General features: G+C 72.7%; 10 protein-coding genes and 1 pseudogene. 3 read left to right on the top strand and 8 right to left on the bottom strand.

Annotated features, from left to right (window positions below):
• A pseudogene (locus tag A6A08_RS04680) lies at positions 1 to 203 on the bottom strand (histidine kinase); the annotation flags it as partial.
• 146 nt (positions 204 to 349) lie between these two features.
• Between A6A08_RS04680 and A6A08_RS27890 the strand changes: the two are divergent.
• The 3 genes from A6A08_RS27890 (at position 350) to A6A08_RS04670 (ending at position 2,934) form a co-directional block, all read left to right on the top strand.
• Positions 350 to 490, top strand: a complete 141-nt coding sequence (locus A6A08_RS27890; protein ID WP_158069258.1) for a hypothetical protein — start codon at positions 350 to 352, stop codon at positions 488 to 490.
• Between the two features lie 324 nt (positions 491 to 814).
• Positions 815 to 2,200 carry an amino acid permease gene (locus A6A08_RS04675; protein ID WP_073701263.1) on the top strand — a complete coding sequence of 462 codons (1,386 nt, stop codon included), beginning with the start codon at positions 815 to 817 and terminating at the stop codon, positions 2,198 to 2,200.
• A gap of 221 nt (positions 2,201 to 2,421) precedes the next feature.
• Positions 2,422 to 2,934 (top strand): hypothetical protein, encoded by a 513-nt coding sequence (locus A6A08_RS04670; RefSeq protein WP_073701262.1) that lies wholly within the window; start codon positions 2,422 to 2,424, stop codon positions 2,932 to 2,934.
• Between the two features lie 72 nt (positions 2,935 to 3,006).
• Here the strand turns inward: A6A08_RS04670 and A6A08_RS04665 are convergent, their stop codons facing one another.
• The 7 genes from A6A08_RS04665 to A6A08_RS04635 form a co-directional block, all read right to left on the bottom strand.
• Positions 3,007 to 4,440, bottom strand: a complete 1,434-nt coding sequence (locus A6A08_RS04665; RefSeq protein WP_073701261.1) for a hypothetical protein — start codon at positions 4,438 to 4,440, stop codon at positions 3,007 to 3,009.
• Positions 4,441 to 4,573: 133 nt separating this feature from the next.
• A complete protein-coding gene (locus tag A6A08_RS04660; protein ID WP_073701260.1) occupies positions 4,574 to 5,815 on the bottom strand; it encodes a site-specific integrase in 1,242 nt (413 codons plus the stop codon).
• Between the two features lie 51 nt (positions 5,816 to 5,866).
• On the bottom strand, positions 5,867 to 6,376 hold the full coding sequence (locus A6A08_RS04655) for a hypothetical protein (protein ID WP_073701259.1): 510 nt from the start codon (positions 6,374 to 6,376) through the stop codon (positions 5,867 to 5,869).
• Positions 6,377 to 6,440: 64 nt separating this feature from the next.
• Positions 6,441 to 6,761 (bottom strand): hypothetical protein, encoded by a 321-nt coding sequence (locus tag A6A08_RS04650; RefSeq protein ID WP_073701258.1) that lies wholly within the window; start codon positions 6,759 to 6,761, stop codon positions 6,441 to 6,443.
• Between the two features lie 203 nt (positions 6,762 to 6,964).
• Positions 6,965 to 10,564 (bottom strand): TM0106 family RecB-like putative nuclease, encoded by a 3,600-nt coding sequence (locus A6A08_RS04645; RefSeq protein WP_073701257.1) that lies wholly within the window; start codon positions 10,562 to 10,564, stop codon positions 6,965 to 6,967.
• A gap of 157 nt (positions 10,565 to 10,721) precedes the next feature.
• Positions 10,722 to 11,438: a septal ring lytic transglycosylase RlpA family protein gene (locus A6A08_RS29075; protein ID WP_199866839.1), complete on the bottom strand. Its 717-nt coding sequence runs from the start codon at positions 11,436 to 11,438 to the stop codon at positions 10,722 to 10,724.
• A 238-nt stretch (positions 11,439 to 11,676) separates the two neighbouring features.
• Positions 11,677 to 12,710: dual specificity protein phosphatase family protein (locus tag A6A08_RS04635; protein ID WP_073701256.1), on the bottom strand; the 1,034-nt coding region annotated here is incomplete at its 5' end.

Raw genomic sequence — 12,710 nt, 5'->3', positions numbered from 1 at the left:
ACGGCGGCCAGGGCCGCGGTGGCGGTCAGGGTGTGGATGGGGGGTGCGGGGGCGGTGGGGGCGCGTTCGGTGATGAGGGTGGCCAGGACCAGGGCGGCGACGGCGTAGGGGGTCAGCAGGGCGCCGCCGATGACGAGGTAGGTCCAGCGGCGGTAGGTGTGGGGGCTGGTGAGGGGGGCCAGGAGTGGGGTGAGGTGGCGCACGTGGGTGATCGTGGCACAGGTGGGGGCGGGTGTGCCTCCCCCTGCGGGGTGGTTGTGGGTGGTGGCTCCCCCGCTGCGGGGGCGGGTGGTGTGGGGGTGTGTGGTGGGGGTGGTGCTCCCCCGCGGGTCCGGTTCGGGGGTCGGTCGTGGCGGTGTTCGTCGTCGGGTTCTTCTCCCCCGCCTTGGTCGGTGGCCGGGGCGAGGGCCTGTGGGTGGTGGCGGTCTGGTGTCCCATGGCGGCCGTCGCGGTCCTCACGGTGTGCCTGTGCACCGCCCCGCCGGGGTGAGGGTGCCCCGGGGTGCTGTCGTCGGCTGGGCCGTGGGCGGGCGCGGGGGTGGCTGGTGCGGGTGAGCGCGGTCACGGTGTGCTGTGGCGGTCCTCCCCTGCGTGAGTGGTCTCGCTCATATGTGCGAAGGTTGCCCGTTCTGGAATGTTGCATATTTCACATGATGGGGTCATCCGCTGTTTTTGGCGGGGTCAGGGACTGTCCAAGGAGTGAGATGTGCCTAAGGTTGGCCGGGTGACAAGCAGTGCGATGCCGCCCTCGGGGGCGGCCAACGAAACGAGTGCCTCCGGTGCGGGGCTGGCCCATTCGCTGCGGCGGCGCCACATGGCGCTGATCGCGATCGGCGGTTCGGTGGGTGCCGGGCTGTTCATCGGCTCGGGTTCGGTGATCCAGCTGGCGGGTCCGGCCGCGGTGCTGTCCTACGTCCTGGCGGGTGCGCTGGTGTTCTTCACCCTGCGTGCCCTGGGCGAGATGGTGGTGGCGGTTCCCGCGGGCGGGTCCTTCTCCGACTACGCGCGTCTGGCGTTCGGTCCCCGTGCCGGTTTCACCATCGGCTGGGTGTACTGGTGGATGTACGCGGTGCTGGTGGCCGCCGAGTCGGTGGCCGGTGCGGCGATCCTGGGCCAGTGGGTGCCGGGTGTGCCCGGGTGGGTGCTGGCGTTGGCGGTGTTGTTGTCGATGACGGCGGCCAACCTGGTCTCGGTGCGGGTCTTCGCGGAGACCGAGTCGTTCTTCTCCCTGGTCAAGGTGGCCACGATCGTGGCGTTCCTGTTGATCGGCGGCCTGTGGGCGCTGGGGCTGTGGAGCGGTTCGGGCGGCTCGGGTGTGGCCAACCTGTGGGAGCACGGCGGTTTCGCGCCCAACGGGTGGGTCGCGGTGCTGGCGGCCACGGTGGTGGTGCTGTTCGCCTTCGGCGGGGTGGAGATCATCACCGTCGCCGCTGGTGAGAGCGTGGAGCCCGAGCGGGGTGTGGCGTCGGCGATCACCAACGTGCTCTGGCGGATCGGGCTGTTCTATGTGGCCTCGATCCTGGTGGTGGTGATGGTGTTGCCGTGGGGCGAGGTCGAGCCGGGGCGCAGCCCGTTCGTGGCCGTGATGGAGCACGTGGGTGTGCCCGGGGCGGCGTTGATCATGGAGATCGTGGTGTTCGTGGCGGTGTTGAGTGTGCTCAACGCGGCGATGTACACCTCCTCCAGGATGTTGTTCACCCTGACGCGGCAGGGTGATGCCCCTCGTGCGCTGCGGGGGACCAACCGTCGGGGTGTGCCGGTGCGGGCGATCCTGTTGGGCACCGTGGTGGGGTATGCCGCGGTGGTGGCCGACTACCTGTGGCCCGACCGGGTGTTCCCGTTCCTGGTGGCGTCGATCGGCGCGATCCTGCTGATCCTGTTCCTGACCATCTGCGCCTCGCAGTTGGTGGTGGGGGCGCGGGTGCGCCGGCGTGAGCCCGAGCGGTTGACCTTGCGTATGTGGGGGTTTCCGTACCTGACGTGGGTGGTGTTGCTGGGTCTGGTGACGGTGTTCGTGGCGATGGTGGTGCTGCCGGACCAGCGTCAGGCGCTGTTGGCGTCGGTGGGGTCGGTGCTGGTGGCGTTGGTGGCCTATGAGGTGCGGCGCCGGTGGGGTGCGAACGCGCCCAGTGACCGGGTGCTGGAGGTGCCGGGGCGGCCGGGCGCGGACGCTTTGCGCCGTGGTCCTGACGCCGTTTAGGGCGTCTGGTTGTTGGTGGGCCCGGTCCTCCGTGGTGGGGGCCGGGCCCTGGTGTGTGCGGTCGGTGTGCGGGTGGTTCGGCGGGGAGGTGTACCGCGTCGTTCTCCGCTGTGAAGGCGGGGGCGGGACGGGTCGGGGTTGTGTCAGTAAATGGTGGGATGTGGTGCTGAAGACCGTTTTTGCCGCTAGGGTGCTGCCCAACCCCTGAGAGGAGCACCCCCGTGCGACACTTCGTCGGTCTTCTGTTCGGTCTGATCGTGGGTCCCGTGCTGGTTCTGACGACGGGGTGGGCCTTCTCCCACCTTCGTGGGCTGCATGCCGCGGGTCTGGGCGTCCTGCAGGGAGCGGGGCCCCTGGCGGTGGCGGGGCTGGTGGGTGTGGGCCTGCTGGTGGCGCTGGCCGCGGTCCCTGCGAGGCTGACGCCGATGCTGCCCTTCGGGGCGGCGTTGACGGTGGGGGCGTTGAGCGTGGTGTCGCTGGTGCGGATGCACCTGTTGGAGCGGTTGCCGCAGGTGCCCGGGACCGAGGGCGCGCTGGTGCTGTTGCCGCTGGGGGTGTTCGTTCCGCTGGTGGTGGTGCTCTCGGCCCCCCTGTTCGTGGGCGGGCGTTGGCTCCGGGAGCAGGAGGGCGAGGAGCTCACGGAGGAGGAGTACTTCGAGGGCCTGTACGGGGACGACGAGGAGTCCGCTCAGGCGGCGGTGCCGGCGGCCCGCTCCCCTCGGCACCGCGCCTGAGGTCGCCTTCCGGCCCGGGCGGCCCCCCGCGCGGGCCGGTGCGGTGCGGGTGTGCGGGCGCCGCCCCCGGGGTCAGCGCCAGGTGGGTCCCCAGTTGGCGCTTTTGGACACCCCTTGGGGCAGGGGTGGCAGGAACGCGTTGCCGGGGGCGGTACCCGGGGCGGGCGGGGCCTGGCGGGCGGGTTCGGGGGGGCTCTCCCGGGTGCTCTCCTGGACGGGTTCGGGGTCGGGCTGGGTCGGCGGGGGCGCGACGACGGGGATCAGGGCCGTGGGTGCGGGTGCGTCCTCGGAGACGGGGGTGTCTTCGGGGTCGGGTGTGTCCTCGGAGGCGGGGGCCTCCTCGGTCAGGTCGGTCAGGAAGGTGCGCACCCGGTCGGCCTGGGGGGTGTCCTCGGTCTGCAGGACCACCGGTTCGGGCAGGGGCGGGTAGTCCTCCTGGGTGTCGGCGCTGGGGATGGCGGGTTCGGCGGGGGCGATGCGCTCCCACCACAGGGCCGCTTCCTCGGCGTCCAGTTCCGATTCGATCTCGAGCCAGCCGCGGACCTGGGGGTGGCGGCGTGCGGCGTTCCAGGAGCGGGGGTAGGGCTGTTCGTCCAGGACCAGGACGTGTTCGCCGTCGATGGTGGGGATCTGGGCGGGGGCGCCCTCGTTCCACACCCAGGTGCCGTCGTGGGCGACCAGGTTCCACCAGCCGCGTACGGTCTGGGCGTCGGGGTCGGGGGTGCCGTCGCGGAAGGCGGTGACCCAGCGCGGGTCGGGGGGATCGCCGGGTAGGCCCTGGCGCTGGGGGCCGATGAGGGCGTCGGCGAGCAGGGTGTGGAGTTGGAAGTTGTCGCCGATGCCGTCGAAGAGGACGCGGAAGGCGCGCCTGGACCGGCGGTCCAGGACCAGGGCGCTGGTGGCTTCGGCCATGTGCAGCAGGGCGCGGATCTCGTCGAACTCGGTGAGCAGGTCGCTGAGCTGGTTGGCGATGGCGACGAGTTCGGCGTGCAGGGAGGGGGTGCGGCGCAGGTGGGCGCGTACGGAGGCTTCGCTGAGCATGGTCTTGGCGGCCAGGCCGTGGCGGCGGATGGTCCACCAGCACATGGTGGCGCTGGGTGCGTCGGGGCCCAGGTCGGTGGCGACGCGGGTCTCGGCGTCGGCGGTGACGGTGTCGGGGTCGGGCGGGGGGCCGCCGCCGGTGCGTTCCCAGGCGCGGGCGAAGACGATGGCGCCCTTGCCCATGATACGTAGGCGGTGCAGGACCTCCACGCCGGTGGGGCCGGGGTCGGTGCCCATTTCGACCAGGGCTCCGGCGACCACGGAAAGGTCGGCGATGATGCCGGGGGCGGCGTGGTCTCCCGACAACAGGGGGGCCAGGGCCTCCAGGGCGAGTTCGCGTTCGGAGACGGGGATCTGGGAGGCCAGGAGGTAGACCTTGTGGACGGCTGTGGGGAAGTGTTGGGGGTCGGTGGCCACGGAGGCGTCGATCAGTTCTTGGAATGCCGTTCGAAACTCGTCGACCATGGGTCCGTCCCCTTTCTCACGCAACCAACCTAATGTCTCATCAGGGAAGGATCGCACTTTGATGGGTGATTTCGCGTACTGCTGGGGTGTTTGTTGACAAGCTGAGACACCAGAGTTGCTGGTGGGGTCCAGATCACAGGCCCAGGCGGGTGACGGCGTTGTCCTCCAGCGGGTTGGCGGTGCGGATGTAGTCGTGCACCGTGCGCGGGTTGGTCCACCGCCCCTGGCGCATGATCTCGCGGTCGCTGGCTCCGCCCAGTGCCGCCTGGGTGGCGAATCCGGATCTGAGGGAGTGTCCGCCGAAGTCGTCGGGGTCGAGTCCGGCCCGGCGTGCGTAGCGTTTGACGAGTTCGCCCACGGCCCGGCCCGACATGGCCCGGGATCCGATGCGGCCGTGCCTGTCCACGGTGGGCAGGAGCGGGCGGCCGCTTCCGTCGCGCAGGCCGGTGCCGTGCCAGTCCTGGCACAGGTGGGTGAGCGGGTTGGTGGTGTGGGGCTGTGCCAGCAGGGCGCGTACCGCCTCGGTGCCGCCCTGGTGGTGGGTCTGGAGCAGGTGGGACCAGTCGGCGAGGGCGCACACCGGGCAGGTGTGGCGGTGGCGTCCCCGGGGCAGGGCCACCACCTGGCCGTGGCGGTCCTCCTGGTCGGTCTTGGTCGGGCCCAGGCGTACCACGAGCGCGGGGGCTCCGGTGGAGGCGTCGGTGCGCACGGTGACGTCGTCGAAGGTGAGCGAGGCCAGTTCGGTGCGGCGCAGGGCTCCGGCGAACCCGGTCAGCAGCAGCAGGGTGTCGCGCCGTCGGGCCACGCCGTGGGGGTGCTCGGGGCCGGGGCGTGCGGCGAGCAGCGCTTCGAGGGTGGCCAGGACCACGGGGTCCTTGCGGCGGGGGCGGGCTCTGCGGGTGCGGCGGATACCGCGCAGGGTCATGCGGACCACTTCGGCGCGGGTGGGCGATTCCAGGCCGTGGGCGCCGTGGACGGCGGCGATGGCGGCGGCGCGCCGTTCGATGCTGGAGGGGGCCAGGGCCCAGCCGGTGTCGTCGGGGGTGCGGGTGTGGGCGCAGGCGGCCAGGTACACGGCCACGTCCACCGGGTCCGCGGGCAGGGACTGGCGGTGTTCGGCCAGGCACCAGGCGGTGAAGGCGGTCCAGTCGGTGCGGTAGGCGCGCAGGGTGTTGGGTGATTGGGCGTTGGCCAGGTAGCGGCCCAGGGTCTGGGCCTGTTCGGTGTCGAAGCGTTCACGTACCTGGGCCAGGGCGCGGGTGTCGACCAGGACGCTGTGGGTGGTGTGCTGCAGGCGGGTGCGTACGGGTTCGGGGAGGGCGGCCTCGTCGGTGGGCGGGGTGTGGTGGTCGGGGTGGGGTGTGTTCACGGTCATCCATGATGGACCAGGGCGGGGTGTGGGCGTGGCAGGCGGAGCGCGGGGGTGTCAGGGGCCCAGGAAGTGGGCGCGCAGGGCGTCCCAGAGTTCGGCGGGCGGCATGACCCACAGCAGGGGCAGGGCCGCGGCCACCAGGGCTGTGGTGAAGCCGATCGCGGCGATCCTGCGGCGCAGCACCAGCGCGGCCGCGGCTGAGGCGGCCGGGACCGCCAGGGCCAGGACCAGGACCCAGACCAGGGCGTCGCCGATCGCGTCGACGTTCTCCTGCGGGGGTGGGGCGGCGGGGTCCTGGACGTTCAGGGCCGCCTCCTGCAGGTCCATGACCACGAACAGCAGGTTGGCCAGTGCCAGCGGGGTGCCCAGTGCCCACAGCAGGGCCAGCACCACCCACAGGGCGGTGATCTTGCGGTCGGGCGGGTCGGTGACCACCACCGGGGTGCGGCTGATGCGCCGCGCGGGGGTGTGCGGGGCCGTGTTCGCCTGCCCGGTGTCCGCCCGGGGGGTGTGGGCGGTGTCGGGTCGGCGGGCCTTGCGGCGTCTGCGTTTCTTCGGTGACACGCCGGTAGCCTACCGCCGGTGGTGTGGGGTTTTGGGCCTGTGGCGGGTGGGTCGGCGGGGGTGTTCAGGTGGCCTGGGCCAGGTGCAGGGCGGTGACGAAGACGACCGGCCACACCAGCAGGGCCAGTGACCACAGGGCTGCTTTGCGGTCTCCGGCGACGGTGGCCACGGCGGCGGCGAGGAAGGGGATGCCCACGGCGGCGCCGAAGGCCAGGGTGAACCATTCGGCCGCTGAGCCGGCGTGGGCGTCGGCGGTCAGGCCCCGTAGGTAGCCCACCGGTCCCAGGACCAGGGCGAACAGGGCCAGGAGGGCGACGACGACGCGGATGCCGGCGGGGTGGCGGGTGTTGCGGCCGCCGTTGGGGGCGGAGGGTCGGTCAGACACGGGGGCCGGGGTGCCTTTCGGGGACGGGTGGCGGGCCAGGGCGAAAGGGGCGCCCGCACCGCGGGGCGCGGGCGGTGGGGCCATCGCACACGCGTGGCGCCCGCCCGGGCGTGTGGTGGCGTCCGGGGCGGGTGTGGTGCTGTGTAAAACGTACTCCACCCGGGGGGTGCCCGGAACCGGTGCGGGACGGGCGGGGTGCGGGGTCAGGGGGCGGTGCTCCAGGGGCGGGCGCCGTGGACCAGGCCGGTGAAGGAGGCGAGCAGGCGTAGTTCGTCGATGCTGCGCGGGGTGGTGGTGAGCAGGCCGGGTGAGTAGACCACCGTCGCGAGCAGCTGGGCGCGGGACAGGGCCACGTTGAGGCGGTTGCGGTCCAGGACGAAGGCGGTGCCGCGGCTGGTGTCGGCGGCGTTGGAGGTGGTCATCGAGCAGATGACGGCGGCGGCCTCCTGGCCCTGGAAGCGGTCGACGGTGCCCACGCGGACTCCTTCCAGGGCGGGCAGGGTGGTGGCGGCCTCGGTCAGGGCGCGGCGTAGGGCGCGTACCTGCAGGTTGTAGGGGGCCACCACCAGGATGTCGTGTCCGGTGAGGGGGCGTGGGCCCTGGTCGGGGCGGGTGGTGAGTTTTTCGGAGACCAGGCGTGTGGCGACCTCCACCACGGCCTGGACTTCTTCGGGGCTGTGGGTGGTGCGGCCGTGGTGGGTGGTGGGGTGGGTGTACACGCCGGGTTGCAGGGTGGAGAGGGTGCGTTGGGTGGTGGTGGGGTGGGCGTGCAGGCGGCCCTGGTAGGCCAGGGTGGAGACGGTGGAGCACAGGTCGGGGTGCATGCGCCGGGTCTGGTCCAGGAAGTAGCCGCGTGCGGGGTCGATGATCTGGCGTCCGGCCATCAGGTGTTGGAGGGCGGAGGCGTCGGCGCCCTCGCCGTGGGTGCCCTGGACGACCTGGGGCAGTTGTTGGGGGTCTCCGAGCAGGACGAGGTTGTGGGCGGCGGCGGAGACGGCCAGGGTGTCGGCCAGGGCGAACTGTCCGGCCTCGTCGATGATGAGGACGTCCAGGGGGTCGGCGATCATGGCGGCGTTGGACATGGCCCAGGCGGTGCCGCCGATCAGGACGGGTTCTTCTCGGGCGGTGTGTTTGGTGCGCCAGGTGGCCAGGGCCTGGGCGGTGGAGGGCTGGTCCCAGGGTGGTGTGCTCTCGCCGGTGTCCTTGGTGCGGCTCTTGGCGCGTTTGGCGGCCCTGATGGGGACTCCGGCGTCCTGGGCGGCGCGCAGGGCGGCGGACATGACGTTCTCCACGGCTTTGTGGCTGGTGGAGCACACGCCCACGTTCTTGCCCTGGCGGGCCAGGTGGGTGATGAGCTGGGCGGCCAGGTAGGTCTTTCCGGCGCCGGGCGGTCCCTGTACGGCCAGGTAGGAGTGGTCCAGGCGGTCCACGGCGGCGATGGCGGCCCTGGTGGGGTCGCCTCCGTGTTCGGCCGGGTCGGGCAGGGGACCGGGCGGGTCCAGGCGGGGCGGGATGCGGCGTACCACGTCCAGGCCGGGGTGGTGGGGCCAGTCGGGCAGGTGGTCCAGGGCGGTGCGGGCCACCGATTCCAGGGCGCCGTCCTTGGGGGCGGGGTTGACCGGGGAGCCGGGCAGGACGGCGACGGGGGGCCGGGAGTAGGTGGCGTCGGGGTCGCAGGTCTCGGTGATGGTCAAGGCGTGGGCGTCGGCGTGGGTGATGGTGGCGGTGTTGGTGGTGGCGGCCTGGCCGGGGGCGCCGGGGTAGAGCAGGTGGACGTCCTGGCCGGGGGTGAAGGGGTGGGGGTGGGCGGTGTCCAGGCGCAGAGTGAGTTCGCGGCGGGCCTTGCGCTGGCGGCCGCTGGGTTCGGTCCACTCCCCCGCGCGGACCTGCCAGGGGACGGCGCAGTCGGTGTCGGTCTCCAGGTCGGTCAGGGGTGCGCTGGTGCGCCGGAAGTGTTCGCGCCAGGGGGGAAGGTTCTCGCGCTGGTAGTAGCCGACCAGGGCGGCCAGCCGGGCGCGGGTGTGGTGTTCGGGGCCGCGTTCTTCGGTCTTGTCGGGGACCTGGTCGAGCAGGGGCCGGGTCAGGGCGGTGTGGCGGGCGGCCTTCTCGGCGCGTTTGCGGGCGCGTTCGGCTTCGGCCTCGGTGAGTTCGAGCTGCACCAGGGGGCGGTCGGTGATGCCCTGGCGGGTGCGGTGGTCCTCCAGCCAGTCGCGTAGGCGGGCGGTGGAGTGGCAGTCGTCGCGGTTGTAGGCGGCGATGTCGGCCAGGACGCGCTGTGCCTGGTCGGTGTGGCCTTCCTGGGCGGCGCGCAGGTAGGCGGCGTAGGCGTCGATGCTGGAGGTGGCGGTGGTGACGCCGCCGGAGCGTGCGCCGCTGAGGTAGAGGGGTTCGAGGTACTTGATGGAGTAGGAGCGCTGGGACACGCGCAGGCTTTTGCGGACCACGGTGTACAGGTCCACCAGGCGGTTCTCGCGTAGGAGGCGGTTGACCTCCTCCTCGCGGGTGGCGAACTCCGAGCTGAGGTGTTTGAGGCGGTCCACCTCGTAGGAGGCGTAGTGGTAGATGTGCGCGCCGGGGTCGGTGTCGATGCGGGCGAGGGCGAAGTCGACGAAGTCCTCCAGGGCCTTCTTCTCCTGGGCGCGGTCGTGGGCCCAGAAGGCGTGGAAGGTCTCGGTGCCGTTGTCGTCCTCGGTGGTGGCGCCGAAGAGGTATTCCAGGCCGCGTTCGCCCTCGCGGGAGTGGTAGGGGTAGCCCTCCATGTCGAAGAAGACGTCGCCGGGGCTGGGGGCGGGCAGGGCGGCCAGGCCGTCGGGGGCGAAGACTTCGGCGGTGACGGTGCCTTGGGGGTTGGCGGGGGTGCGGGTGGTGTCCTGGCGTACCTGCAGGGCGGCCTGGGCGCGGAGCTGGTCGAAGGAGCGGCGGGGCAGTGTGGGCGGGCGCTGGTCGGGGTGGGCGTCGGCGAGGGCGTCGATGGTGTTCAGGCCGGCGTCGGTGAGTTTGGCGGCCTGGTCGGTGCGTAGTCCGGCGACCAGGGACAGGTGGCGGGCGGCGGTGCGTCCTTGTGAGCACCAGGTGTTGTAGCCGCAGCCCTCGCAGGCGGGGCGGGGTTCGCCCCAGGTGGGGGCGGGCAGGGTGGGTCGTCGTGTGAGGCGGTCCAGCAGGCGGGTGGTGACGGTGGTGAGGATGGGGGTGAATTCGGCGGTGGGCAGGGTGTGGGTGTGGCCGTCGCCGGTGCGCAGGTGCATGTGCTGGGGGGTGTGCCCGGTGGCGTGGGCGACGGCGTGGGCGTAGGCGGCGAGTTGGACGACGGCTCCGGGTCCGGGGCGGCGGGCGAGTTTGGTGTCCCAGGGTTCGTAGGCGGGGGTGGCGGGTGCGGGGGTGCGCCGGTCGCCGGTGGCGGGATCCAGGTCGGAGCGGATGAGGAAGTCGGCGCGGCCGTGGAAGGCGACGGGGTGGTCGGTGTCGTGGGGGGTGAGGGGGTGGTGGAAGCTGCCCTGGTAGATGACGGGGGCTCCGGCGGCCATGGCCTGGGTGGTGGCGTGTGCGGCGGCGGCCAGGGAGGCGTCGTCGGGGCGGGGGTCCTCGATGTGGACGATGTCGCCGAACAGGGTGGTGAGGCGGTCGAGTTCGGCTTGTTCGTGGGCGAGGCCGTGGTGGGCGACGAGGGGGTCGACCTTCTCGGGTGCGGGGGCGCCGGGCAGGCGGGCGGCGAGCGCGGTTTTGAGGGCGCTGCGGTGGTCGCACTCCAGGGTGTCGACGAGGTCGGTGGGTGAGACGACCCAGCCGGTGGTGGTGCGGAACAACGCCCCTGCTCCCTTGCGGTGTCGGTGGTGGTGGGTGCTGGGGATTGTGCCATGTCGCGGCGACGTGTGGGGGCACGCGCGCGCGAGCGCCCCTTCCCGGGGGGCGGGAAGGGGCGTCTGGGGGCTTGGTTCTCCGGGTGTGCGTGGAGGGCGTGTTCTAGCCGACGACCTGCCACTGGACTTGTCCGACGCCGGCTCCGGTGCCGATGATCTGGTCGAAGGCGGCGGTGGACAGGTCCAGGCAGCGGCCGTCGATGTAGGGGCCGCGGTCGTTGATGCGCACGGTCACGGATTTGCCGTTGTCGGGGTTGGTGACCTGGACCTGGGTGCCGAAGGGCAGGGTCTTGTGGGCGGCGGTCATGGCGTTGGGGTCGAAGGTGTCGCCGTTGGCGGTGGTGCGTCCGGCGAAGTCGGCGCCGTAGTAGGAGGCCTGGCAGGTGCCGCCCTGTCCGGTGGGTTCGGGGGTGTCCTCGCTGGTGTCGGCGGTGGGTTCCTCGGGTTCCTCGGTCTCCTCGGGTTCTTCGAGGATGGTGGAGGCCTCGGTGCTGCTGTTCTGGGTGGCGGAGGCGACGGCGTCCTCGGCCTGTTGGCGCAGGTCCTCGCCGTGTTGGGGGGTGGCGTCGTCGGTGACCAGCGGGTCGGGGTCGGCGTCGGGGACGCCGGCGGCGCTGGTGGTGGTGCCGGGGTCGGCTCCGGTGGCGATGACCGTGGCGGTGGCGGTGCCCGCCACCAGGAGTGCCGCTGTGGTGGCGGAGGCCAGGATCAGGGTGCGTTTGCGGCGGGTGCGTTTGGCGGCCACGCGGGGGCCCACGGGCGGTTGGGGGCGGGTGGTGTCTTCGTCGCCCGGTGGGGTCTGGGGCTGGTGTGTGCCCACGGCAAGTCCTTCGAACGGGAACGGGTCGTGGCGGGTCCGCTCCGGGGCGTGGCGCGGGTGCCGTGGCAGGGTGCGCGGGGTGCGACGCCCCGGTGTGCGGGAGGGCGTGGCGCGGGTGGAGCCGGGACCGCCGGTGGTGCGCGGGGGTCTGGGCGCAGATCCTAGGGGTAACGCGAGGGTAACGGTACCGGAAAGAGGTGGTTTGTGGAACTTGTCACCTTGTGATCGTTCGTGTGCGTCACCCCGTGATGTGGGGTTGGGGCAGTTCGGGGCGCCGGGGCGGGATGCCGTGGGGGAAGAGGGTGTGGGCGGGGTCGGGCAGGTCCACGCCGCTGAGGCGGGCGACGGCGGTGGACAGGCCGGGGTTGTCCAGGTGCCCGCCGACGGTGCGGATCATGGTGGCCAGGGTGGGCAGCAGGGGCGTGCCCAGGGTGGCCACGGCGTAGCGGGTGGCCACGGCCGGTGTGCGTGAGGCGCCCGCCCAGCAGTGCAGCAGGACGCGTTTGCCCTCCGAGCGCAGGGCGGCCAGGGTGGCGGCGGCCTCGTCCAGGGTGAAGTGCGCGTTGGTGTTGGCGCCCGCGCGGTCGTGGAGCCAGACCCGTACCCAGTCGGTGTCGGGCAGGTGGGGTGCGTCGCTGGGGTGGGTGCGGCACAGGGAGACCACGGCGTCGACGGTGTGGGGGTGGGCGCGCAGGTGGTCGATGTTGCCGAGCAGGACGTGGGGGTCCAGGGGGTGGGGGACGGCGAAGGGCGGCAGGCGGCGGGGTTCGTCGATCAGGACGGGGTGTTCGGGCCACAGCCGGGGGTGTGGGCCGCGGGCGCTGGTCAGGGCGGTGACGGTCAGGGCGTGGGGGTCGGTGGTCTCCGACAGGCGGCGCAGGGCGTGCAGGGGGGCGGCGGAGGCACCCCACAGGGCGGTGGCCAGGGCGCCGGTGTGCATGGCGGCCTGGTCTCCGGCGCTGGTGTAGGCGGACCAGACGGCCTCGACCAGGTGGTCGCAGGCGAAGGAGCCGCGGGCGGGGTCGTGGACGGGGCGGGGGGTGCGGGTCAGGGCCCGCCAGGACGCGCCCAGGGGGTCCTCGGGTGCGGTGTGTTCCAGGGCGGGGGCGCTGGTGGGGGCGGTGCCGGTGCGGGCGGCGGTGCGCAGGACCTGGGTCCAGGCGTGCTGGGCGGGGTCGGCGGGCGGGTCGGGTGTGCGGTGGGGGCCGTTCAGGTCGCTCAGGGCGGCGCGGACCAGGCGTGCGGGGTGGTGGGCGGGGTCGGTGAAGTGTG

It is taken from the genome of Nocardiopsis sp. TSRI0078 (genome assembly GCF_001905145.1).
Lineage (GTDB): Bacteria > Actinomycetota > Actinomycetes > Streptosporangiales > Streptosporangiaceae > Nocardiopsis.
Note: the sequence above shows the minus strand (reverse complement) of the source record. Positions and strands in the feature narration are given on the sequence as shown.